We start from the raw sequence: 23,929 nt of genomic DNA on the forward strand, positions 1-23,929 counted from the left end.
AAATTACAACCACATAACATGAAAAAGATCTTAGTATTATTCGCTTTTGTTTTAGGTTTAGGTATTGCTGTAAATGCACAAACTAAACCTGCAGAGTTTAAATTTGAATCGGAAACGCACGATTTCGGTAAAATCGTTTTAAACAAACCAGTAACTTACGATTTCAAATACACCAATATTGGCGAAGAGCCATTAATTATTACCAAAGCTGAAGCAAGTTGTGGATGTACAGTACCTAAATACACTTCTACTCCATTGAAAAAAGGTGAAACTGGTGTAATTTCGGTAACATTTAACGCTGCTGCCGGTCCATCAACTTTTTCAAAAGCCGTAACCATTACTTCAAATGCTAAAACACCAATTAAAGTGCTTTACATTAAAGGTGAAACGGTTGCCGCAGCTTCGAAATAATTATTTAAACGATAATATTTAAAAAGTCCCGATTTTCATCGGGACTTTTTTATTTTTGTGCCATGCCAAAAATTTCACAAAAAGGTGTGCAGATGCCTGCATCGCCAATCAGAAAGTTAACTCCATTTGCAGATCAAGCTAAAAAAGATGGTAAAAAAGTTTTCCATTTAAATATTGGTCAACCAGATATTGAAACACCTGAAGGAATGTTAAATGCCATCAAAAACATTGATTTTAATGTTTGGGCCTATACGCCATCAGAAGGTACACTTGCATACCGCTTAAAACTTACTGAATACTACAATAAACTGGGTTACAATATTACACCAGAAAATATATTGGTAACAGTTGGTGGTTCTGAGGCCATCACCATTGCCATGCAGACCTGCGTAAACGAGGGCGATGAAATTATCATTCCAGAACCTTTTTATGCCAATTATAATGGCTTTGCCTGCATGAGCAACGTGGTGGTAAAACCCATCCTTTCTTACATTGAAAATGGTTTTGCTTTGCCTCCGATTGCCGAATTCGAAAAACTGATTACCGAAAAAACGAAAGCAATCATTATTTGTAATCCCAATAACCCTACTGGTTATTTATATTCAAGAGCAGAATTAGAGGCATTAAAAACACTTTGCGTTAAATACGATCTATTTTTATTCTCTGACGAAGCTTATCGCGAATTCTGTTATGATGGAAGAGAATTTATTTCTCCAATGCATTTAGATGGTTTAGATGAAAATGTAGTGATTATGGACACCGTTTCTAAACGCTACAGCGCTTGTGGTGCACGTTTAGGTTGTTTAATTACCAAAAACAAAGAAGTTATTGCATCAGGATTAAAATTTGCACAAGCAAGATTAAGCCCGGGCATGGTTGAACAAATTGCCGGTGCAGCGGCTGTAGATACGCCTGATAGCTATTTTGAAAAAGTAAATACCGAATATACTTTGCGCCGTGATACTTTGGTTAATCGGTTAAATAATATCGAAGGCGTTTTCTGCCCTAATCCGGGCGGCGCATTTTACGTGGTAGCAAGATTCCCGATTGATGATGCTGATAAATTCTGTCAGTGGATTTTAGAAGATTTTACACACAATAACCAAACGGTAATGATGGCGCCTGCAACGGGCTTCTATTCTACCCCGGGTTCTGGTAAAAACGAAGTGCGTATGGCCTACGTGTTAAATACTGATGATTTAAACGCCGCGATGGACTGTTTAGAAGTAGCATTGCAACAATATCCGGGAAGAACGGTATAGTTTGCAGTTTACAATTCCGGTTTCCAATTTTAGATGCCAAATAACAGTTTAAGGCTATTATTTGGCATTTTATTTGTATATTTGCATCCGGTTTACAAACTGATTACTCAAAACTGTAAACTGAAAAGGGGCCGTTCTTGGATTTGACAGGGTGGCGAAGGTTATGTTAGCATGCAGTGCGTTGTACGGAGAGCACTTAAAGTGAACGTTCACATTTTAGTTGGCGAAAATACTTACGCCTTAGCTGCTTAGTTTAGAACTAACTAGCTTTTGTCCCTCTAACTGCTGCATTGTTGGGTTAGAATCTGGGGCATCGAAACAACAAAGCTGGCTTTAAGGAGATACGACTTAAAGTGAGACAAAGTATCTAAGGATTTAAATAAGGTCGGTTTTCAGCCCGTTTATTTCCCTAAAATCAATTGAAAAATAAGCATGTAGAAGGTATAATTTATCTCACAACTGGACAAGGGTTCGACTCCCTTCGGCTCCACTGGAATCAGTAACAAAATTCACCAAAAAACACTAAAAGCCTGCAAATCAACAATTTGCAGGCTTTTGTTTTTTGGTATTTAGTGGCTTTTTTGACCAAATAACGCATATATAAGGTGCCTTAAAAGGTGCCTCAGGAAATGAAAGCACCTGAGGAACTTTTTAGGGGGTTAAAAAACTGATTATCAACCAGTTTACCTTGTAAACATCTTGACTTTTTTTGACTGCAATCTTAACTTTATTCACCTTTTAAGATTACTTTTATGAAAAGAAATTTCAGTTTACTCTTCTTTTTGAAGAAAAGAAACACAGACCAAGAAGGCTGTTCTTCCGTATATCTCAGGATTACGGTTGACAAAAAACGCGCAGAAGTTGCGACAGGCAAACAGTGTAGCGAAACAGACTGGGATAATGGTAAATTCAAGGGCCGAACGACAATGGCAAAAACATTGAACTTGTATTTACGCCAGCTAGAGTCCAAGGTACACGAGGCACATCGACATCTATTACTATTGGATGAAGACCTCACGGCACAAAATTTAATGGACAAATTCCTCGGTAGAGGTCAAAAAGTCCGAAAACTTAGGGAGGTATTTACAATGCATAACGAAGAAATGGCTGCACTTGTAGGTGTAGAATATGCGCCTATGACACTCCTCCGTTATCAAACTGCACTCCGACACATCACTCAATACCTGAAAGAAAAATATAAAGTCCAAGACATTGATATCCGGAAGATTGACCACCAGTTCCTCACTGACTATGATTTCTTTCTAAGAACAACAAGAAAATGCAATAATAATTCAGCCGTTAAATACATCAAAAACCTTAAAAAAATTATTAAGCTCTGCCTGGCAAACGGGTGGATCAACAGAGATCCGTTCGCTAATTTTAAAGCAAAGGTGAAAGTAGTTGAAAGACCATGCCTTTCACAAGACCAGATAAATAACTTAGAAACCCTGGAATTTGGAAATGAAAGGCTGGACCGTGTTAAAGATATATTTCTCTTCAGTTGTTACACAGGGCTTGCTTACATTGACATTTATAAGCTAAAAAGGTCAGAAATCATTATCAGGAATGAAAATGAAATGTGGCTTATCACCAATAGACAAAAAACGGGTACACCTACACGTGTTCCCCTGCTTCCAAAGGCAATCACCTTGCTCGATAAATATAAAAATCATCCACTATCCATCGATCAAGATAAAGCTTTCCCGGTAAGCTCTAATCAAAAAATGAATGCTTACCTAAAAGAAATCGCAGATTTATGTGACATCAAAATTCCACTATCCTACCACATTGCCCGCCATACCTTCGCCACAACGATTACCCTTCAGAACGGAGTTCCCATCGAAACAGTAAGTAAAATGCTCGGACACAAGGACATCAGAACAACGCAGCACTACGCCAAAACCCTGGATGTAAAAGTTGGTAGAGATATGGCAGCACTTAAAGAGAAGCTAGCTACGGAAAAAACTGTGGCTAAAAACACCGTCTACAATTACACCATTACAAAATAAGCTATGATGGAGACCAATAACATGCCAGTAGAACAAAATATCATCGAAAAAATCTTTCATTTCCGCGGCTTAAAGGTAATGCTGGATTCGGATCTTGCTGCGCTATACGAAGTTGAAAACAAGCAATTGAAACGGCAGGTAAAACGAAATCTGATTCGGTTTCCTGAAGATTTTATGTTTGAACTCAGTGATGATGAACAGAAAATCTTAAGGCGCCAATTTGGCACCTTAGGACATGGAACGTATTCAAAATATCGGACTATGGCATTTACGGAACAGGGAGTTGCAATGCTTTCGAGTGTTCTGAACAGTGAAAGGGCCATTCTGGTGAACATCGAAATCGTCAGAACATTTACCAAAATCCGCTCGACGATTGCACAAAGCACAGTTTTAAGGCAAGAAATCGAAAAGATCAAAAACCGACTGGACAACCAGGATAAAAATCTGGAAATTGTATTTAAGTATTTGGATGAACTTATTACGCCACCGATACCTGAACCAGTACCCAGGCAGCGTATCGGCTTCAGACCTGACATGACATAGCAAGCAAATATACCCCAGAGGCAAACTGCCTCCGGGGTATTACCTAAGTGAGAGAAAAACACAGCCAATAACAAACATTAAAAATCAATTGTTAACTGAAGATTCTCCGGCCAAGTTCAATAGCTGCCAGCACGACACTAGATTTTGCGGAACCGATACCTTTAAACCGTGACAGATCAGCATGTTTCATGCCGGCCAACCCTTTCAGGTCAAAGGCCCTGGTTTTAAATATCTCATTGCCGATATCCAGCGCACTATTATCAGGCGTTCCAGAGCCGATCAGTATGACCAGCAATTCCGCTGTTTTCATAGCATTCCCTCCTGTCAACAAAAGTTTTTCCCTCGGCCTTAACTCCACCGGTAGCGCCTTAATTCCATAGATACGCTCCTGCTTTTTCTCATGAAATAAATCAAGTACAGACTTTTCCCTCTCTCCAATTTGTGAAGCTGTTGTAAACAGCGAACAAAAGGCAGAGATAAGAAATTCAAAATCTTCCTGAAAGACAACGATGCTGCGCCTGGCGTAAGTCCCATCCCGCTGTTCATCACTTCTGGTAATCTGTATATAATTAGTATTATTCCTGGCCATTTTAAAGTCCAGAAAAAAGTTTCTTCTTCCGGAATGGAATGTTTCTGTAGCAATAGTTCTGTTTTTCATAGCGTAAAAATTTAATTCCACAAAACTGTATAACAATCACCTTTTTAAACGGAAATTAAACGATTATAAACGTTTAAAATCGGTTAATCAAAGCATCCAATACGGTACCATGCTCGCCAACAATTACCATTTTCAAGAGATTATACTTAAATTCAATCGTGAATCTTCAAGGCCCTACCAATGAAAACAGACAACGATCCAATCACGTACCACTGTGAAGAATGTAACGAAATACTCCACGGCAGAATAGATAAGCGGTTTTGCAGTGACCTTTGCCGTACCAGTTTCAATAACCGCAAAAGACAAAAAGTTGCTGCAATAGATCCGCCTTTCCTACGTGAAATACCCAAAATAATTCTCAACAACTACAGGATACTCTCCAGGCTCAGTTCAGGAAGTAAGACGACTGTCCGAAAAACGCTCCTCGACCAACAGGGTTTTAATTTTAAGCATATAACCAGCTGTTACAAAACCACCGAAGGGGATCTTTATTATTTTTGTTTTGACCTGGGCTATCTTCCAATAAAAGGAGATAGAATACTTATTGTAAACCAGCAATCACAGATTGAAATATAATCCTACAACTAGTGGTGATATTTAGAAAAACAAGTAAAAGCGAATTGCCTGGAAGCGTATAATTTATATTTTTGTATACCATTCCCTTATGATAAAAATACACTCCTGTTTTGAAGATGAAACCACGATCATTATTGAATTCTCTAAGGAAGAGGATCATAATAATCATTGGCTTCACTATGAAAAGAATAATGGAGAATTTGTCCGTCTCTGGCTAAGAAACTGCGACTTCGCGAACGAAGTGGCAGAATACTATTTCGAACAGGGTTTCCTCAAAGTACGTGAGAATACGGCAGTGTTTATCCAAAAGTTTAACTTTCAGCAACACACGCTACGTAAAGTTCCTCCAGGTACAAAAATCCTTAGTCTTATCGAAATATATACCGGCAAAATCAGCGCCGCCGGTTAAGACAGCGAGTTATACCTTTTTTGAATCCTGCCCATCAGCCCAGGAAACCCTGCTTCCAAACTTTGGATGGTAGGAAGGCTCATATAAAATGTAACCAAGCCTGATTAGTTTTTTAATACTCTTGTGATAAGTGCGGGTAGATAAAATCTTGCTGATTCTCATGAGTCCACTGCGGGAAATCTGAAAAACATCCCCTTGCCCAGCCTGAATATAATACGTAATCAAAGCGTGCAATAAAGCCATATCTATAGAGGTCATGTGAATATCCGAATGGATAGCCGTTAAAATCTCCTTCAGTCTTTTATCTTTTCCGGAACCATTTATCCTTACGTCCATAACCTTTGCTTTCCAGCCGCTCCAGTTTTTCCCTCCAGCAGATCATCCACCACTTTGGAATCATAGTAATAAATACTGCCGATCTTTGAAAAAGACAGCGTTCCATTGGTCCTTAAATTTTGTAAGGTTCCCTGGGATATCCCTAAAATTGCCCTTACTTCATAGCCTTTCAAAAACTTCTTTTTCACTGGCGGATCAATTTTGACAATTTTTCTGATCTCTTCCAGTAAGCCGTTACCAAAATCCACCAAATCTTCTTTAGTTAATACTTCCACACTCATAACCCATTTATCTATGTTCTTAAAAATTCAAGCATGACAAAACAGGGGACTAAAAGTCCCCTGTACAAATTCATTAAAGTCTCTAAAAATTATCTTGAAACACCTTTTTTCTCCCTAGAAGCCGGTTCTTGTTCCACGACCATTTCCGGCACTTTACCGATCTCTTTTTTTTCTAGCGCATCAGCCCTATCTATTGCCTTACTATAAACCTCGTTTAGATCTTTATCATAAAAGTCCAGCGTTTTAAACTGTGGGTTAGCAGCGACAAAACCGGCTGTTTCTTTTCCATTCTTCATAAACGACACCTCATGAAGATTTCCACGTTCAAGGCTTTTAAGCAACTGATCCTTAAAACCAGGCTTGTCCATATTCAGTATATTGAATTTATCTACTGCTTGTTTAAGGTTAAAACCGTAGTTTTCGCCATAAGAATTCATTGCATAACCTTTTTCTGGTGTATGTTCGCCGAAATCCAGCTTGAGCCAAAGATTGGCTTTTTCTCCACTTTTCAGGACAACATCTTTATTTACAGCGCGTCCTGAAAGCAGGTTATAACTTTCCTTGACCGTTACTCCCTTACCCTTGTTGATATAGAAGGTCTGCTCAAGCTTGCTATCCAGTCCTGGTTTCTCCAGAGATGCCTGATATTTATTAAAAAAATACATGTCAGTTTCTTTACTCTTTGAAAAATCAAGGACATAAGATAATGCATTTGCCAACTCCGGTCTGCCTTGGGCATTGGGCATGTATTGTATAATATTAAAATTTAAGGAAAACTCCGGCAATTCTTTTTTTATAGCTTCCTTTAGCTGCTCCGAGAGCGATTCTCCAAAACCTAAATACTTTAGGGTGTTTTGCAGGTACTCCAAATTATTCTCATTCATAACTTAAAAATTAAAGGTTTAAAATTCATCTGATTAATATTGTTTATTCATACATGCCTATCTGGAAAAACCTGATCTGCCATATCCGCGCGAATACTCATTATTATTGGATACTGCTGAGGTTTTTTCTTCAGGGTCCTTAAACGTAGACTTCTGTGCGGCCGCTGCCTGAATCGCTTTATGATAATTTTCATTCCGCTCATCTTTCTGCGGCAACAGTCCCCGATCTCCGACCATGGCTTTTAGACCCGTTAGCAGAAGGTAGGATATGCCACCGTCCATCAGAAGAGAGACGACAAGCGCCAACCTATTGGAACGGATTCCATCCGGAGTCGTGCTACTGGCCTGAAAGGTAGTCCCATCCGGCATTTCAATCTGCCTGCCACTGCTAAATCGTTCTTTCTGATAAGGGGTAAGCAGCATACCGTTGACCATATCCGGCACCCGGAGCCTTGAGGTATCAGTGACAATAAATTCGCGTGTATCCCAATCATACTCCACCATCAGCTTCTTCTGCTGTCCGTTCTCCGTATTTTCTTTGATGAGGTTTGCTTTGAGACCGGTCAATAAATCATCTCCTTCCTGACGGGAAATGATGGAAGGAAGGTTGGCCTGCTTATAGACAGGGTGTACCAATAACTCAGATTTTCCTTCGGCATTTTTGGCCAGGGACAGCTTAACACTCATTTCTCTGATTTCAATGCCGTCACGATTAATATCATTTAACTTAACCAGCCCTGTCCGCATTCCGGACAACAGTGCATCGATATCCTTTTTAGGAAGCGTGATATCTCCTTCCCTGTAAAGCCCCAGTTCGCGTAGATCTTCAAACGGAAGATCCCGCACATTCAAGTTTGCAGTCTGCATATAGAGTCATTTAAAATTTGAGTTAAAATTTTGGCAGAAAGTGTTTGTTCTCTTATCCACCGTACAAATAGCGTTTAAGTTCGTCTCCAGACGTGGATAGGATTATCAAAAGAAAATAAAGTGGGTTAACACTCAGCCTTCTGCGAAGGACAGAAAGGTGCAGATGTTCGCCCGTCGTCCTTCCCGTTGATCCGGTAACGCCTATTGGATCCCCGGTCTGCAGGACCTGACCAGCTGAGGTATAGATTTTAGAAAGGTGAGCATAGTAAACCGTATAGCTGCCATACCTCACCACAATATAATTACCCATTATGGGGGTATAGCCCACGTTATCAACTATTCCGGGCAATACAGAAACAACAACCTCATTTTTGCCTGCTATATCTATCCCCTTGTGAAAAGAATGCCGCGCTCCGGTAACCGGATGGGTTCTGATGCCGTAAGTTGAATTCAATTTAAATACTTTAAGTGGGAGTGCTGCGTACCAGTTTATAGAAGAAACAGTATCCAGGTCCGCCCCATACCCGTTAGCCCTGATCAATAAAGCACTACATAAAACCAGCCACCAACATTTCAATTTCCTGATTGATCCGTAAAAAATTCCTCCTGAGGATTTCCTCTTTTTTTCCTCCGAAGTCGTAAAAATCAGGCAGCTCCACATATCCTTCTTCCTCCTTCTTAATTTCTTTTAAATCCAGGTTAATCTTGCAGTTTATCGCTGAGGACTCATATTGACCGGTAAATTTATCATCCGCATCAGTGGCAAATATGCCTACAAGCTCACCTGCTCCAAGTGAAGCGATCTTTCCTGCAGGAATCAGTACTTCCAGCTTTTCACTGATCGATTTGGATACTTTGCTCCTATCGATAGAAATACTCTCCCCGATCTGTTTTGATTTACCGAAGATCCTTTCCAGCCATTCTAAGGTTTCTTTGTTCCTCACCGATCCCGAGAGCACATTACCCACAACAGAAGTAATGGTAGTAGCCGTATCTTTACCATATTGCTGCTTAAACTGCGGAAGCTCCTGCAGCCCCATCAATATGGCTACTTTGTTAGATCTTGCGGTTGCAATCAGATTCTCGATCCTGTGGACAAAAAGTGTTGGAACTTCATCCAATATCAGTGCAGATGGAAGATTTCCCTTTGAATTGATCAACCTGGTAAGGCGGTTCAATACTACAGAATAACAGGCAGAATTAATGTTCTGGGTATTGGGATCATTAGCCAGCACCAATAATCCAGGTGAGGATGGATCAGAAATTTTCAGGTTGAAATCATCCCCTGAAAACACCCAGAATGTTTCGACAGTTGCCATCCTACTGATAAAGATTTTCAGTGTGCCGATCTGCCCCTCAAGCTGATCAAAAGCCTTGGCCATAAAAGCTGAGCGGAAGGGTGACAGCAAGGAAACCAGTTCTGGCTCAGTGAAGAGTACAGAAAATATCTCATCATATGACCTATTAAGGAAAGAGAGTATATGCGGAAGAGTCGAAAACACGCCCCTATTGTACCTGCTCATAAAATAAATACAAGAGGCCAGAAAATTGATGGCCGATTGGGTAAAAAAAGCGTCACTACCACTGGCTTTATCACCCTTTTTAAGCGCTTCTACCAATGCTTCAGCAGTTTCCGATGCGTCAGCCAGTGTTTTGATATAGTCAGATCTTAAAGGATTGATCCTTCTGCTTTTTTCCACCTGATTCAGGTTGATTACATGAAAACTAAACGCTTTCAGTTTTCCTTCAGCCTTAGATTTCCTGAAATGATAGTAGGCAACCTTGCCAAGATCTGGAAACTTAAAATCATACAGACAGACTGCAAAAGACTTCGCAATCAGCTGCCTGATAAAGGGGTTTACAACCGAAAAAGACTTTCCCGAACCTGGGGTCCCGATCAAAATTGTTGCGCGGAAAGGATTGATAAGGTTTATCCAACCCTTCCGCACTTTCCGTTTATAATAGAAAAGCATCGGGATATTTACCGAATAAGGATTTTCTATTTTTTTGACCTGCTGCATAAAACTTTCCGCTTCAACATTCCATTTATCCTTGCCCAGTTCTGATCTGATGATCTTAGAAACATTGTCCATAGAAATACTGATCAGTATAGCCCCAATTAGGGAAAATACCATATAGGTCAGATCCATCACAGTGGTATATGCAAACAAAAACCGGCCTGGTTTGCCATAAAAAAATAGGCTTCCAAAATAAAGGAGCAGACCAAGGCTCAAGGGATAAACTACTTTAGTCTTTGGATCAAAGTCCAACTGCTTTTTTGATAATGTTCCAATGCTGACCAGGCAGATCAACAACAGCACAGAAAGCTTGCTATAAATCGGTTCTTCGTATATGATGATTGTTTTGATCTTTACCAACCCTATATTGAAGATACCCCAGAATGGTGCCCCCAGATAGACAAAAACACTTATCTCCAGCGCGATTGCAAAGTAGATCAGACACTGCAGAAAACCGTGGAGTTTCTGGATTTCCCTTGTCTCTTCCATAGGAATCTCATTTACATGATAATCTTTTTAGCCTTAAGGATATCTGAATAGCGGATATCGAAAGTAATTGAACGTCCTGAGATCTGCTTTTCGGAAAGTTCTACCTTGAGCAGTTTATGATCCGGGAAGGTCAGCTTTCGAAGCACAAAAATATTCCTGTACCTTTTTTCAAAGACCTGGATATTTTGTAGGCTTGATATCGGAAGAATCTCCAATGACTGCACAGTTGTTGCTTTATGTTGTTTCTGATCTTCAATACGGAACCTTAATCCATCTATCTCGTAAGGGATATGAGTCGTATTATCAAAACCGATATCCAGCAGAATATATTCTCCAAGTGTACCAATGCCATTTAACATCGCACGGATTCCATTTTTGCTTTTCCTTACATCCGTATGCAATGGTCTATGTTCCAGCATTAACCTTGAAATGCTGTCAAGTTCAGTACTTGATATCGATGAAGCTTTCGGTTCAATTGCCCTCATCCCACCAATACCAATATCAATCAGCGGACTGAAAGCAGTTTCCGGCCTGTCATCACAGAACACCGCATACTGTTTGATCCGTTTTTCCCCAAGGATGGTGAGTACGCCCATAAACGCATCTTTGATTTTGGCGGAATCAGGAATTTTAACCCTCAGCAGGTTTTTATCCGGCAGATCGCCAACGAGTCCTTTGGGAATATCCACATATGTAATCCTCTCCGGAGCAAGAAAATGCAGCGTAAGGGAACGCTTGATAAAAATCTTTGGGATCTCTGAAGAAGATCCAACTGTATTAGCCGAAACTTGCGCAAAAAGGTTCCCTACCATATTAAGAACTAAAATGGCTGCTAAAATTATATTTTTCATATCGTTTTTATTTTTGGCCCTGAAGATCCTGGGGATCAACAAGGAACACTTGATTGTTGTATTTTAATTTTGCCCTGTTTTTCCTGACCATATTGGCAATGGCAGCAGAAGATGACTGGAACAGCCGGTCAACAGTACTCATCACAAATTCATTCTGGGTCTGTGCACTTCCCATCGTATTGAATCCCTGGACAGGGCTTGAGCCAAGGCCCTTAGAAAACTCCCTAAAAGCAGAGGCGGGAACATATAATCCAGGTAGGCCGTCCGTGTCATAGACTAAAAGTTTTATGGGCAGAATTTTACCTGCACAAAGAACAGAACTGATCTCTAACTGGACCCGCTGTTCGGAAAACCCACTGATCCTGGCATACATGGATGTTCCTTTTGGCAACTGCAGTTTCCCTGCATAAACCTGCTCAAGCAACCTAAGCCTGATCCTTGATCCTGAGTATCCGGTAACATCTTCGTCGATGATCGCGGTAATCATCTCCCTGCTTTCATCTGCTAAAAGGGTATTAAATTCAGATTGAACCGCAGCTTTTCTGGAAACAGGAAGAACTTTCTCTTCCCGGATAAGCTCCTCTGCCTTTGTCTTTTTTTCCTGCTGCAGGTCTATATAAGCAGGGTCATTAACTTTCTGCATGCTATCCATATAGGCCATTTGCCTTTTAAACAGATCCATGGGGTCAGTTTCTTTCGTCGTACCAATAGATGGTGGCTTTTCTCTGCTTCTTGCCTCCGCCAGGCTTGCCAGTGCCTGTGCCACAGCCCGGTCTTCCGGCCTATTGCCAATACTGCTTTCGGTCCGAGAATATGGAGATAAAGGTTTCCTAATCTGCGGCATATCCACGTAGGCCTGCCTTTTGATAGATTCTTCAATGGAATCAAGTCTGTGTTTCTCCCGGTCAGAATAAGAACTGGCCATCGCCACTTGTGGCAAGCCTTCCTCCCCGACAGTTTTGATTGCTGAGTAGCCATCAGCCTCCTTATAACTGTTCTTATAGGCTTCCAGCTTATCGGAAAGTCCTCGCTCACGGACCTGGTCCGATATTTCTGCAAGGTTTCCGCTGATATCCTTCTCAGCCCTTACTATCTGTTTTTTCGATGTGCTCTGCCGGTACACAAAAAAGAAAAGGCATAGAAAGGGAACGGCAATGAGTGGAATAACATACCGTGGATTTTTAAAGTCTATTTTCATAACAATATGGTTAACGGAGCTTTCTAAGCTCCTCTAGTTTAGCTTCCAGAAAAGCAGAATCAGCGCTGTTCAGTGTTTCCCTGTCCAACACCGAATCTACCTGTTTTCTGATCTCCAGCGTTTTCCTAAGTTTTGCCCCTGTTGTACTGATCCGGGATAACCCATCATTAATGGAATAAGACGGTTTACTACTCTTTTCCCGATTACTAAAAACGACCGCCTTTATTTCTTTTTTATCCTGCAAGGGAAATATGCCAAATGAAAACACTCCAGAAAAAACGACCAGTGTAACCATCAGCGTAAATACCTGTCTAGGATATGCTTTTAATAGCCGCACTATCCGTCTGCATATCAGAATCAGATAAGGCCGGAATTCATGGTAGAGCTCGACAGGAACCGTCCTGTCAGGTGCCCTGTTAGATCGGATTTTTCTGAACATTTTCGATATCTTTATTTTCAAGTGTTTTCCAGGAAATGATCAGTACCCCGTACAAGTTGTTATCGCTTTTCGGAATATCCCTTAAGTAACCTTCTGTAATCATTGAACGGGTAACAATAGAGCTTCTGCGCTCAATCCGTTGCTTTCCATAATAGCGGAAATATCTCTTTTTGACATCGATATAGATTGAATCGGTCTGAAGGGTCAGCACTGAACTACTGGAAAGTATAGAACTGAAATATCCTTTTTCCTTTAGGTTCAGGTATTGCTGCATCCCCGATTCATCGATCAGGTACATCGCTTTTTTCATCTGATAATCGATATACCTGTCATCTGGGGTAAGGGAAAAGAAAAGTGAATGAAAAAGCTCCACATGCCCGCGGTATACTGCTGGCCGGATCAGTTGCTCGTCGGTCTGTCTGGCCAACACAGGAACATTGTTTTCAAAAATGTAAATACTGCGCCTGGCAATCTCTATTTGCTTATAAGCAAAAAAACCAGTCGAAATAGAGATCAGAAAGGCACAGACCAGACTGCCAATAGAAACAATGGTAGCCAAACGTATCTTGGACTCAATATTTTTAATGATCATAAAAATTGGATTTAGGTTTAAAAGAATTTACCGGTAGCTTTTTTGGCTATACCGATAACGGTCTGAGATCCACGGCCAAAATTGGAGGCAGCTGAACTGATACCTGATGTGGATATAATCCAGGTGGAAATACTCGGCACAGTAAACATACAGATGGCACCAATCAGAAAGCTCACGATTACCGTTCCAAAGGAAAGAATGCCGTTGCCTGCAAACCAGGCCATTTTCTCCAGATTGGCAGCTTCTCCATTTTCACCGATAAGTTCTTTATACCTACTGATCTCAGTGGTCATGGCATATTTCTGTAACAGCGCCACCAGATACATGATCAGATAGGCAATCCCCAGATAAAGATTGACCGATACAAAACGCGCTATCCAGGTGCTTAAGGAATCTCGGAAAGCCGGCAGTATACTAACAGCGACAGCAAAGGGTCCCAAGATGATCAGGATGGTGGAATAGATAATCTGGATCATAAAAATCACATAGGTTGCGAGTCTCAGAATCCAGATCCCAAGTAATTCCAGCAATTGGGTCAGCAGTAGCTGCATGCCGATCTTCAGACGGTTCTTCAGTTCTATCACAGGACTGACCACAGTTGACATTCCCTCCTTGACCGTGCTGGTTACCGAATCCCAGGCCCTTCCCATCCAGGTATCAGACTCCTTTTCCGCCATTTCAGTTTCCGCCTGAAAACTGTAAAGGGAATTGGCGACCTTCTGCATATAATCGGCGCGGGTAAGCCTAAGCGAATTAACCTCTGCCTGCTCACTATTGAACATCGTTTCTGTCCTGGCGGCTACAAGGTCCGTTGGAAAAGCGACCATCTTAACAAATGCACCCCACCATAGTATGATCATAACCAGACTAAAAGGCCTTAACAAGGGCATAATTTCCAGTTTTTTATCCCCAGCTATCATCTCGTAGGATTTGATCGCAAAAAAGATGATCATAAAAATCGCCGCCAAAGCCTTGGCATCGGCAATGAACATATCAAAATGAGTCCATATTGAATCCTTTAATCCTCTTAGGATCACCATCACCCCCTCTTCATATACTCCGTTTCCCTGCAGGAACTCAAAGGACCTGCGGTAATCAGTGGTCTGCCCAAATGCTAAACCAGCGGTCAGCATGACCAAGCACAACAATAGAATCTTTTTCATTTCCTTTTTAGTTTAAAATTTCCGTTTGTTAAGGATTTCTTTTGCCGTCCTGACATCTGATTCCGGTGTCCAGCCATCTATCTTCATTTCCTCACTGCTCAGCTCCTGCCTTACCTTGACCCTTGCAGGTTCACGGGCAGCCGCAATCACCTTATCTGCCCATATTGCCGATATCTTTCGGTATTCCGCAAGCAGCCTGTGATAGGATAAAATCCTCGCTCCCCTTTCCAGAATTGTTGTCCGCGCCGCTTCCAGTCTTTCCGAAAGGATAGCGATCTCACGGGTGTACCAGTCTAAGCTACCGTCAGCAATAACCTGCTCCCTTGCAATCTGGGGAACAGCCGCAAGCGCTCGCCCGGGATCAAAATCCGTTACGCCTTTAAGCTGCCGGGAATAATACAGTATCCATAAGGGATCTGTGGCAGAAAGCACACCGGACATTCCAGAAATCTGTAAAAGCGAAGTCTGCGCCAATGTATCAGACTGCAGCTCATAATTTTTATCTGTTTGCTGCATTCCTGTCACTGCGCCCAGGCGTTGGGTCTGAGTACCTGCCGGCCCCAATGGACGCAGATCTGTTTTGGGATAGTTGGGATGAAGGCCCCAGGTCAACCAGTAATATGGATTAAGGCCCAGAAAGCCGGAAGTGGGCGTAAACTTTTTTCTGTCCCACTGTTTAAACACCATGCGTTCCTGCTGGTTGACAATACTTTCATCCCTGATCTGTTTTTGTGCCTGCGCTGTAGTAATTATACACAGCAGCATCATACTTATAAATAATAAATTCTTCATGTGCTTTATTGTTGTTTCTTTAAATACCTCGTTTTGGTAATAATATCAGATACGATCTGTACGTCACGGTTGATAAAACCTTGAAATGGGTTGAACAACTTGATTACTCCCCTCACTTTTGCCCAATACATTGCTTTCCACGCGCCATAAGCCAAGCCACGTATGATCTGAAGATCAGCCCTGATCCCTGTCAGCAATTTATCCCTACTGTTATAGTCCATCAGAATATCCTGACCTTCTTTGAGCACAAAGCCTGATATTTCGGTCATCATCTGGGCACTCCGCCTTGTAATGTCCTTGACGATCTGCTCACTGAACAGTAACAGATAAGGTTCATTCAGACCGAGTTTTCCCATTTCCCTGCCATAACCGATAATATCTTCACATACTGCATACATATCGCGTAAAGCCATCCCATTTTTAAGCGCTGAATTTACATTGGACAGCGAGGAATAGATCATGCTTTGGGCCAGAACAATACTGGAAGTATTTAGATTGATATTGTCCAGTGATTTATTGATCTTGCCCAGCAGTTCGTTATGGCTGAGCTCTGCTGCATTTCTCACCAACGCATTTTCATTTACAGTGGCCAGGTGCCTGGCATCAAAAACTACCCGTTGTGCCAGGAGGAAAAACGGACACATGCAAAAAAACATCACATAAAATATCAGTTTCATTTTTTCAGGTATTTAGCGTTTTCAAGAATATCCTTTACGATTGCCCGATCAATATCTATATACTGGGAAAAGGGATTGGCATTTTTGATCATAGCCGAAAGGCTTCCATATTCAAGGTTCCGAACCAGGGCGGCTGCCAGATTCCTCAAAACGGACAGCTCTGTGAGCACATGGTCAAACAATATCCGCCTGTCTGAAGCTTTCATCTGATTCACCGCACCAAGACTGGCGGTAAGCCCAGCTAGATAATAGACCAGGTCACGGGATCTCTCCAACAGATCAATCTCGCTCTGGAGTACCAACGGCAACAGGTAAGGATTTTTCCCAGTCAGTTCATATAACCTATGTTGGTCTCGCGTGATCTGGCTGACCATTGGCACTGCCTGACTTCCGATATTCAGCGCATCGATTGCGGTACCGACAATACCGAAACGAGACTGCAATTCCCGGTAACTGTTTTTAAACTTTGCCAGCAATGTTCTGTTCGCCTGTTCGTTAACCGTATTGACCGCCTGCCTGTCCCTCGCCACCGACTGCCGCTCATGCTCACTTTTGGAATCCGAAACAAGCTGATGGATTGCCGGAATGTTGAGCGCTTTTTGCTGGGCTCGCGCTGCGTGCAAACACAGAACAAAAGCCAAAAGTAGAACCAGCCCCTTCATCTCTTTAAGTATTTAGCCCCAGATAAAATATCGTTTGCGATACGGACATCCATATTGACCCAGCCAAACCAGGGATTGAGCGAAGCGAAAATCCCCCGCATCTTTGCCCAATACATTGCCCGGTGCATTCCATAAGAAGTCCCCCGGAGGATACGCATTTCAGCAGCGATATGGTTCAGCAATTTCGAGCGTTCGCCAGCATCCATCAGGTTATCCCTGCCGCCCTTGAGGACAAAAGCCCCAACCTCTGAACCCAGCCTCACCGCCCTTGATCTAAACTCTCGGGCATTGTGCTCTGCAAAGAGTAACAGCACCGGATTGGACTTCCCAAGTTCCACAGCCTTTTCTACATCAGAAACGATATCGAGACCGATATCGGTAATCTCCTTAACAGACATCAGGTTGTTGAGTATTGCCGATACCTCGGTCAGCCCCCGATATATCCTGTCCTGCATATCATTCACGACAACCAATTGACCAGTTACCAATAGCTGTCCCCTTGAGATCAGGCTAAGGTTATTATTCGTTCGGTCCAGTTGCCGGTTAATAATACCAGAGTGGCCTGCAATAGCTGCTGAGGTAACCGGATCGACATACAGGGTCTGTGCCTTTATGCCACCGCATAACAGTGCACAACAAATCATTAATAAAGCTTTCATGATCATCAGTTTTTTTAAAAAATATTTCTTTATTGCCCAGACGCGGACGAATTGACCTGTTTAACGAAATCCCCGAGGGAAAGTCCAGAACCTTTTAAATCACCGATAAAAGCTTCGAGCGCATCAGTATAGGAACCGAACCTTGAAAGATAGTTTTCCACGGCCAGTTTTTCAGGTTTCTCGGTTGTATAGGTCAGGTATTGGGGAAGCGAAGCCTCTACACCATAAACTTCTCCAACGCCCCCCCTTCTGATATATACTTCCTTGAAAGGGCTTCGGCCCTCATGGTTGTCCAGCTGATTAACACTAAAAATCTTGTTCCTTTCACTCATGGAAATAGAGAGCATTGCTGCAATCTCATCGTAATTATCCCGGAATTTGGCCTGATCGAGCAGTATCACCGTATCCGAACTGCTTATAATCGTATCTTTTACTATCGCATTCCCTACCACATCTGCAAGATCCTGGGTCACCAGTATCAGCTCCCCCCAAAACTTTCTGACCGTTTTATCAACGTAGACTAGAAAACCTACCATCAAGGGCGATGAGATCGCTTTCCATGCTTCTTCGATGACCAATGATTTCCGCTGAAAATTACGGTATCTCATTTTCTGGATGAAAATATCCATTATATTGAGCGTGACGATCGCAAAAAGCAAGGCATTCTCTTTAATACTGTCAATTTCAAACACGATCAGCCGCTCATTTAACAGGGATTTATCTGCATCCTCGTTAAGTACGGTCCCAAATTCGCCACCGCGGCAGAACTTGCGCAGGATGAAGCGGAAGCCATCAAAATCAAAAGGCACGTTATCCTCTTTCATGATCAGCGGGATCTTTTCCATTGCATAAGCATAAAAAGAATCAAAATTGAGCTTTTTGATCCCTGAGGCTTCCCCCTGAGAAAACCATTTGGCATAATAGGAAGTAACCACTTCAGAGATTACGTCCTTTTCCAGTTGGCTGACATCACCTTGCGGGCCCTTTAAACAGACGAGGATCAGAACCAGGATGAATTCCTTCTTTTCGATGTTGTACTCTTCCTCGCTAATGGCAAAAGGATTCATCGTTATGGGACTATTATCGCTATAAGTGATATACCTGCCGCCGGCATACTGGCACAGCCCTGAATAGGAATGACCTGTGTCAATGATCACTGTATCCATATTGTATAATAGATACTGTTCTAGCAGGGAATTCATGAGAAAGGATTTACCGGTACCAGAGGGACCAAGAACGAATTTATTCCGGTTGGTGATCCTTCCTGTAGACATCGGCAGATCCGCTGGGTCCATCGCTATCGGTATACCCATCCTGTCGGTAAAACGGACAAGAAATCCTGATTGCTCATCCCTGGGAAGGCTCTCTTTGAAAAAAAGACATATCGCGGCCTCGGCAGTAGTCAGGAACCAGTCATACTTCCGCAGTTCGGTTGCATTCCCAGGCAGCGCCGTCCTAAATAGCTCCAGTTGGTTATAGGCATTCCTGCTCGGAATGATCCCGGCACGGAACAGCGCGCTTTCTATATAGTTATAGGCCCCGTTCAGCAAAGGTTTTTCTGCGCACACGATGATATTAAAATGTGCATTGATCAGTAACCTGCCGTCCCTGGCCACTTCATCCAGTAATAAAGAAATATCCTCCACACAGAGATTATTCGCAGGGTCGGGTATCCCACTGTGCCGTTTCCGCTTAAGCTCCATCTGCCGTACGGTCATGGTCTGCGAAGGGATTTCGAGAATCTGATTGTACAGAATAGCGGAACAATCCGGCACTTTAAAAAGAAATGAAAGGATATCCGTAGGAAATCCCTTAAGGCTTTCTTTATCGGATAGCTTTCCAAACGTCGGTAGCATCGCAGGCAGATCGACCTGATCGATATTGATCAGCGGTACGCAGCGGAAAGAACGTGCTCCGATATTTACTTCGGTATCCGTAGGATGATAATTGTCCAATGAAACGCTTTCCTCACCGAACTGCATGGACATAATCCTCACGATAAATAGGTTGATTTCTCTTTCCCTTAGTACCCGTGGTTCCATTCCAGAATTGCCCAGCATCCCGATAACCTTGGCAACGGTGATCTTAAATTCAGCCAGCGACTTTTTATCGTGCACAAAAAATGCTCCTTTTTTCACCTGCCTGGTAATGGTCAGGACCGTCCTGAGTTTTACATATGGCCTTCCTTCAAAGTGCCTGTTATAACTGTCCTGCAGATATTCACCGGCTACCTGATATTGATATTCAGCCTTATAGATAATATCCTGCTTCTGGATCACGTGGCCTTCCCCGATGACCCGGGCGAGGTTGACAAAGAGCTCATGAAAATTATTATAAGCCTTAGGATCGCCACTAAACCTGAGCACGGGATTGGTAATATCGATCAGCACAGAAAACTCCCCGTTGAGCCCATATAAAATATCGAGTTCCGCACCAATATCAATACCCAGATAGGGCACCCTAAATTCTTTTTGTCTTACCATAAAGATTGATTTTTGAAAGATGGTTTGTCTGGAGATAAATCCCATTTAAACGGGTCTTGCTGTGCAGGCCTTTTTTCTGGCAGATCCCGATGTAGAAAAAACCGCCTATGAGCAGCGTAAGCATAAATACCGCCCCCACATACATATTGATAAGAGCCATGGCCAGTGCACCGGTGACCAGCGAGAGCAACAATACACCAAGGCCCCAATAAATAAAACGTCCCTTAAAACCTTTATAAGTGAGTGGCCGCTGTAGCCCCCTGTAGACCGGAAAAAGCCTTTCCATTATTACAGCCCGAAAAAAGCTTTAACTATAAGGGAAGAAAGAACGAGAAAAAGACACGACCCTCCCCAGCCCATCAGCTCCTTGTTGATATCCTGATCACCGCTGTTCCACTTGGAATACACACGTATACCACCTACGATGCCGACCAGTCCACCGATCACAAGGGCAATATTGGTCGCCGGATCTACATAGGTCTTGAGCGTGCTGGTAGCGGTGTTCAGGCCGTTCACCCCACTCTGCGCCATACCATATCCGTTGATCGTACACAGATATAAAAAAATAATAAACCTTAAATTTTTGATCTTTTTCATTTGATTGGGAATTAATTGAATGGTTAAGAAATAAAAAAACCGCCATTAGCGGTCAGAACTACTTCGGCTCAGAGTCCGAAGATGTGCACCATTACGACATGGATGACGATAATGAACAGCGCGGAAAAGAACCATGCCGGGATATCCGCACTCACATCTTTGCCCATCTGCATCTTGTGGTATACATGGACTGCACCAATGATCGAGATGAGCGCGGCCAACACGAATGAGAGGTCCCTCATGGAAAAAAACGACTCCCTGATAAAGCTCCTCGCTTCTCCCATTTCTGCGATTCCGGGCTGGGCGCCTACTCCCGTCCAGGTCAGCATACAGATGACCATGAACATCAAACATCTTGCTTTCATCGCTAGAAGGATACCGAAGATGTGTACTCTATAGATTCGGAACGCGCCAGGGCAAAAAGTTCTTTGATGGAAACCCCTCCGGAAAATACGATCGGAGATTCTTCCAGTTCCTCATCATCCAGGAAATAATCAATCTCTTCATCTTCGATCTCTTTGAGCGATACCTTTTCAGGCTCGGGAAGATCAATGACCACAGTAGTCTCATCTCCGATTTCCGTATTGGTCAGCTTCTTGTTCCTTGACAGATCGAAAGCAATAAGCCCTGAATAATAAAACACATAGATGCACAGCATCCAGGATAGGAATTGTATCCAGCTCATAGTTCAAAATTTTCTAATGATGTTTTAATAAATTTTTTGATCTCCGGATGCTGCTCAAAAAGACTGTGCAAGGCAAAAGCAATTACCCTGTTCATATCCAGTCCCGAAGCCAGCTTTAGCCTGTTGAGCAGCTGCACCGTCCTCTTGTTCAGTCTGGGATGCAACATATGGGTATTACCGGAACAGTCAAACGCCCTGATCAGCTTGATGATCTCCAGCTCCTTCCTGATCCCTTTCCCCTCTTTGCCCGCACCTTTAGCACCCGCAACAGGGTCTTTATTCGTAGGCATAATTTCAGGCGGCCTGATGCTTTTTCTGATTTCATCGGCAAGTGTTTTGATCTCAACTTTCATAAACTGCTTTTAAGGTGTAACTCCGGTTGCTTCGATGTGATCTGTATAGATCTGATCAAATACAGGCACAATGACCGGAAAAAGGGATAAGGGTGTCTGAGCGGTATCGGTCCGCTGGAAATCCACACGGTCTGAAATGGGAGCAGTTATTTTTCCAAACCTGGAAAGCTGCTCTTCTACCTCAGTAGCCGTATCATACCTGACATTTCCCTTGACCCTGTTTGGGATAAAGACCAGGTGCCCCGATGGATTGATCTTTTTTAACACGACCGAAAAAAGAACGGTTGAATCGAAGCTGAACTCATCATAAGAAAACGGGCACAGAACCAGATCCGCGGAGCTGAATACCGGGATAAGCCCGTCATCATCCAATTTCCCGGGCAGGTCAATGATCACGATATGTTCTCTGCTCTGGCTGAGCACAGTGTACATGGAAGGAAAATGTTCCAGTCCCGCGGCAATGATCTCATAGTGTTCGGGCGTTTCAGCCAGTTTGGCTTTTTCATATTTCTGCGCAAGCGATTGCTGATAGTCCATATCGATCACGGTCACCTTCCGCTTTTTGACCAAGGTTAAAAAGTTGGCCAGTAAAAGGGTGAGCGTACTTTTCCCCGCCCCTCCCTTCTGGTTTCCAATAATAATTAGCATAATAAAAAAGGTTTAAAAAAATTAACGGGTATTTGTGCGGGCCTTGCCCTTGCGCTGACGGTTGCGGCCAAGAATGGCCTCATCATCGATATCCTCCTGGAGATCAAGCGTCCTAATTGGCTCTTCATAGAAACCAGCACCCTCCAACCCGGAAAGAGTATAATTGACTTCAACTGAAGGATCTGCAAGAGATATCCTATAGTCCGCAGGACTTGGATCATTTTGATGTTCAAAATTCAACAGCGCAATAACTTCACGTAAATGCATTACCTCAGAGCCCTTCATCACCGTTTTATTGGAATGATCAATGATAGTGTAACCGTAAGGGACTTTATCATCCTTACTGTGAAAGATCAGTTCAGCGCCTGTTTTATTTTTGACCACCCTTGAAAATTCTTGCAGGTCCGATCTGATATCGGTTTTTGGAGAAAGAAAATCAGGACTTGATAAGCGTTCGGTCAGGATTTTTGAAAAGATAGCTTTTAACTGCCTGCACCTGTTTTTATCATTGCCCTGACCCCTGCATAAAGATTCAATATCTACGATCTTAAATGTGGAGATCAATTTCCCGGACCGGGACACTTCCAGGTTTTCTTTTTCAAAACGGACATCAAATCCCGATCTTTCCAAGAGTGTACGCACCTGTGCAACAGTAGTAAAATTGTATTTAAGCAACTTATCAAGCTTTGCTATATCAGCTTGCTCCAGCTTCATAACATTAGAAAGTGCCCTGACTGAGCGGACTTTTTCAAAGGCCGAAGAGATCTTCCTGCCATTTTTATCGATCCTGGTCGATACGATATGTACATGGTTGTTTTCCGTATCGTTGTGAAAGATCACCAGATATGGATTGTCACCATAACCCATTTCCGCCATCCACTTTTCGGCAGTATCCAAAAGTTCTTCTTTCGATGTCGTTTTACCCTTAGCAGAGATCACCGCATGGAACTGGGGTTTACTTACCCTTTTGTTTACCACAGATACCGCTTTCAGATAATTGATAAAATCCTGTGGGCCGATTTTGTCCAGTCCCATTAGGCTACCGAAGTTCCGTACCTTTAAAAGCTCCCCCTTTCCAGAGCGCATCTTCTCATGGTTGTATCTTACTCCGGCAAAAGTTGCAGAAGAGCTGAGTATCTTTACGATCATATAACTATGCAGCTATGCAACCTGCTCACAGATCACGGGATTATTATAAAGCTACCTAGCTGGCTACGTTGTTTTACCGTTCCCTCCGCAACCTGTTAGCGGTATATCCACCTCTCGGGTTATATTCAAAACCAGCCATCTATGTAGCGAACAAACTGGTTACCAAACCACCAATGGAGCTACGGAACCATATAACAGTGTAACAATAGAACAAAAAACAGCATAATCGGTTATGCAC

General features: G+C 42.6%; 29 protein-coding genes and 1 other RNA gene. 6 read left to right on the forward strand and 24 right to left on the reverse strand.

Annotation, left to right across the window (positions count from 1 at the left end; all coding sequences use genetic code 11):
* Positions 1-18: 18 nt before the first annotated feature.
* From AC1RJ8_RS06195 to AC1RJ8_RS06215, 5 genes are all read left to right on the forward strand, one after another.
* On the forward strand, positions 19-411 hold the full coding sequence (locus tag AC1RJ8_RS06195) for a DUF1573 domain-containing protein (RefSeq protein ID WP_057934084.1): 393 nt from the start codon (positions 19-21) through the stop codon (positions 409-411).
* Between the two features lie 62 nt (positions 412-473).
* Positions 474-1,673, forward strand: a complete 1,200-nt coding sequence (locus AC1RJ8_RS06200; RefSeq protein WP_492953141.1) for a pyridoxal phosphate-dependent aminotransferase — start codon at positions 474-476, stop codon at positions 1,671-1,673.
* A gap of 127 nt (positions 1,674-1,800) precedes the next feature.
* Positions 1,801-2,166: a transfer-messenger RNA gene (ssrA, locus tag AC1RJ8_RS06205) on the forward strand.
* Positions 2,167-2,425: 259 nt separating this feature from the next.
* The gene (locus AC1RJ8_RS06210) at positions 2,426-3,682 is read left to right on the forward strand and encodes a site-specific integrase (protein WP_492953140.1); all 1,257 of its coding nucleotides are present in this window, start codon (positions 2,426-2,428) and stop codon (positions 3,680-3,682) included.
* 21 nt (positions 3,683-3,703) lie between these two features.
* A complete protein-coding gene (locus AC1RJ8_RS06215) occupies positions 3,704-4,225 on the forward strand; it encodes an ORF6N domain-containing protein (RefSeq protein ID WP_492953139.1) in 522 nt (173 codons plus the stop codon).
* Between the two features lie 91 nt (positions 4,226-4,316).
* On the opposite strand, the gene AC1RJ8_RS06220 is transcribed toward AC1RJ8_RS06215, so the two are convergent.
* Positions 4,317-4,883, reverse strand: a complete 567-nt coding sequence (locus AC1RJ8_RS06220; protein ID WP_492953138.1) for a UPF0758 domain-containing protein — start codon at positions 4,881-4,883, stop codon at positions 4,317-4,319.
* A gap of 664 nt (positions 4,884-5,547) precedes the next feature.
* On the opposite strand from AC1RJ8_RS06220, the gene AC1RJ8_RS06225 reads away from it, so the two are divergent.
* A complete protein-coding gene (locus AC1RJ8_RS06225) occupies positions 5,548-5,868 on the forward strand; it encodes a hypothetical protein (protein ID WP_492953137.1) in 321 nt (106 codons plus the stop codon).
* A gap of 9 nt (positions 5,869-5,877) precedes the next feature.
* Here the strand turns inward: AC1RJ8_RS06225 and AC1RJ8_RS06230 are convergent, their stop codons facing one another.
* From AC1RJ8_RS06230 to AC1RJ8_RS06340, 23 genes are all read right to left on the reverse strand, one after another.
* Positions 5,878-6,204 (reverse strand): hypothetical protein, encoded by a 327-nt coding sequence (locus AC1RJ8_RS06230; RefSeq protein WP_492953136.1) that lies wholly within the window; start codon positions 6,202-6,204, stop codon positions 5,878-5,880.
* On the reverse strand, positions 6,195-6,485 hold the full coding sequence (locus AC1RJ8_RS06235; RefSeq protein WP_492953135.1) for a helix-turn-helix domain-containing protein: 291 nt from the start codon (positions 6,483-6,485) through the stop codon (positions 6,195-6,197). Before AC1RJ8_RS06235 ends, AC1RJ8_RS06230 begins: the two co-directional genes overlap by 10 nt.
* Positions 6,486-6,574: 89 nt before the next feature.
* Positions 6,575-7,369 (reverse strand): hypothetical protein, encoded by a 795-nt coding sequence (locus AC1RJ8_RS06240; protein WP_492953134.1) that lies wholly within the window; start codon positions 7,367-7,369, stop codon positions 6,575-6,577.
* 57 nt (positions 7,370-7,426) lie between these two features.
* Entirely contained in the window at positions 7,427-8,236 is an 810-nt protein-coding gene (locus AC1RJ8_RS06245) for a DUF4099 domain-containing protein (protein ID WP_492953133.1), read from the reverse strand.
* A gap of 52 nt (positions 8,237-8,288) precedes the next feature.
* The gene (locus tag AC1RJ8_RS06250) at positions 8,289-8,813 is read right to left on the reverse strand and encodes a M23 family metallopeptidase (protein WP_492953132.1); all 525 of its coding nucleotides are present in this window, start codon (positions 8,811-8,813) and stop codon (positions 8,289-8,291) included.
* On the reverse strand, positions 8,785-10,743 hold the full coding sequence (locus tag AC1RJ8_RS06255) for a type IV secretory system conjugative DNA transfer family protein (protein WP_492953131.1): 1,959 nt from the start codon (positions 10,741-10,743) through the stop codon (positions 8,785-8,787). The genes AC1RJ8_RS06250 and AC1RJ8_RS06255 overlap by 29 nt, the downstream gene beginning before the upstream one ends.
* Before the next feature lie 11 nt (positions 10,744-10,754).
* Positions 10,755-11,594, reverse strand: a complete 840-nt coding sequence (gene traN / locus AC1RJ8_RS06260) for a conjugative transposon protein TraN (protein WP_492953130.1) — start codon at positions 11,592-11,594, stop codon at positions 10,755-10,757.
* Positions 11,595-11,601: 7 nt separating this feature from the next.
* Positions 11,602-12,792 (reverse strand): conjugative transposon protein TraM, encoded by a 1,191-nt coding sequence (gene traM / locus AC1RJ8_RS06265; RefSeq protein ID WP_492953129.1) that lies wholly within the window; start codon positions 12,790-12,792, stop codon positions 11,602-11,604.
* A 10-nt stretch (positions 12,793-12,802) separates the two neighbouring features.
* Positions 12,803-13,087, reverse strand: a complete 285-nt coding sequence (locus AC1RJ8_RS06270; RefSeq protein ID WP_492953128.1) for a hypothetical protein — start codon at positions 13,085-13,087, stop codon at positions 12,803-12,805.
* Between the two features lie 121 nt (positions 13,088-13,208).
* Positions 13,209-13,823: a conjugative transposon protein TraK gene (gene traK / locus AC1RJ8_RS06275; RefSeq protein WP_492953127.1), complete on the reverse strand. Its 615-nt coding sequence runs from the start codon at positions 13,821-13,823 to the stop codon at positions 13,209-13,211.
* Positions 13,824-13,840: 17 nt separating this feature from the next.
* Entirely contained in the window at positions 13,841-14,986 is a 1,146-nt protein-coding gene (locus tag AC1RJ8_RS06280; protein WP_492953126.1) for a TraJ family protein, read from the reverse strand.
* A gap of 12 nt (positions 14,987-14,998) precedes the next feature.
* Positions 14,999-15,778: a hypothetical protein gene (locus AC1RJ8_RS06285; protein ID WP_492953125.1), complete on the reverse strand. Its 780-nt coding sequence runs from the start codon at positions 15,776-15,778 to the stop codon at positions 14,999-15,001.
* 5 nt (positions 15,779-15,783) lie between these two features.
* On the reverse strand, positions 15,784-16,455 hold the full coding sequence (locus tag AC1RJ8_RS06290) for a hypothetical protein (RefSeq protein WP_492953124.1): 672 nt from the start codon (positions 16,453-16,455) through the stop codon (positions 15,784-15,786).
* Positions 16,452-17,117 carry a hypothetical protein gene (locus tag AC1RJ8_RS06295; protein WP_492953123.1) on the reverse strand — a complete coding sequence of 222 codons (666 nt, stop codon included), beginning with the start codon at positions 17,115-17,117 and terminating at the stop codon, positions 16,452-16,454. Before AC1RJ8_RS06295 ends, AC1RJ8_RS06290 begins: the two co-directional genes overlap by 4 nt.
* Positions 17,114-17,761, reverse strand: coding sequence for a hypothetical protein (locus tag AC1RJ8_RS06300; RefSeq protein WP_492953122.1), 648 nt, complete (start codon positions 17,759-17,761; stop codon positions 17,114-17,116). Before AC1RJ8_RS06300 ends, AC1RJ8_RS06295 begins: the two co-directional genes overlap by 4 nt.
* Positions 17,762-17,805: 44 nt before the next feature.
* Complete coding sequence (locus tag AC1RJ8_RS06305; RefSeq protein WP_492953121.1) at positions 17,806-20,259, reverse strand: TraG family conjugative transposon ATPase; 2,454 nt, start codon at positions 20,257-20,259, stop codon at positions 17,806-17,808.
* The gene (locus AC1RJ8_RS06310; protein ID WP_492953120.1) at positions 20,237-20,545 is read right to left on the reverse strand and encodes a plasmid transfer protein; all 309 of its coding nucleotides are present in this window, start codon (positions 20,543-20,545) and stop codon (positions 20,237-20,239) included. The genes AC1RJ8_RS06305 and AC1RJ8_RS06310 overlap by 23 nt, the downstream gene beginning before the upstream one ends.
* Positions 20,546-20,547: 2 nt before the next feature.
* The gene (locus AC1RJ8_RS06315; protein ID WP_492953119.1) at positions 20,548-20,856 is read right to left on the reverse strand and encodes a DUF4134 domain-containing protein; all 309 of its coding nucleotides are present in this window, start codon (positions 20,854-20,856) and stop codon (positions 20,548-20,550) included.
* 68 nt (positions 20,857-20,924) lie between these two features.
* Positions 20,925-21,221: a DUF4134 family protein gene (locus AC1RJ8_RS06320; RefSeq protein ID WP_492953118.1), complete on the reverse strand. Its 297-nt coding sequence runs from the start codon at positions 21,219-21,221 to the stop codon at positions 20,925-20,927.
* Between the two features lie 2 nt (positions 21,222-21,223).
* A complete protein-coding gene (locus AC1RJ8_RS06325; protein ID WP_492953117.1) occupies positions 21,224-21,541 on the reverse strand; it encodes a hypothetical protein in 318 nt (105 codons plus the stop codon).
* Entirely contained in the window at positions 21,538-21,894 is a 357-nt protein-coding gene (locus AC1RJ8_RS06330) for a hypothetical protein (protein ID WP_492953116.1), read from the reverse strand. Before AC1RJ8_RS06330 ends, AC1RJ8_RS06325 begins: the two co-directional genes overlap by 4 nt.
* 9 nt (positions 21,895-21,903) lie before the next feature.
* Positions 21,904-22,542, reverse strand: coding sequence for a ParA family protein (locus AC1RJ8_RS06335; protein WP_492953115.1), 639 nt, complete (start codon positions 22,540-22,542; stop codon positions 21,904-21,906).
* A gap of 21 nt (positions 22,543-22,563) precedes the next feature.
* A complete protein-coding gene (locus AC1RJ8_RS06340; RefSeq protein ID WP_492953114.1) occupies positions 22,564-23,691 on the reverse strand; it encodes a relaxase/mobilization nuclease domain-containing protein in 1,128 nt (375 codons plus the stop codon).
* Positions 23,692-23,929: the final 238 nt, after the last annotated feature.

The organism is Pedobacter sp. GW822-FHT03F06 (assembly GCF_058801365.1).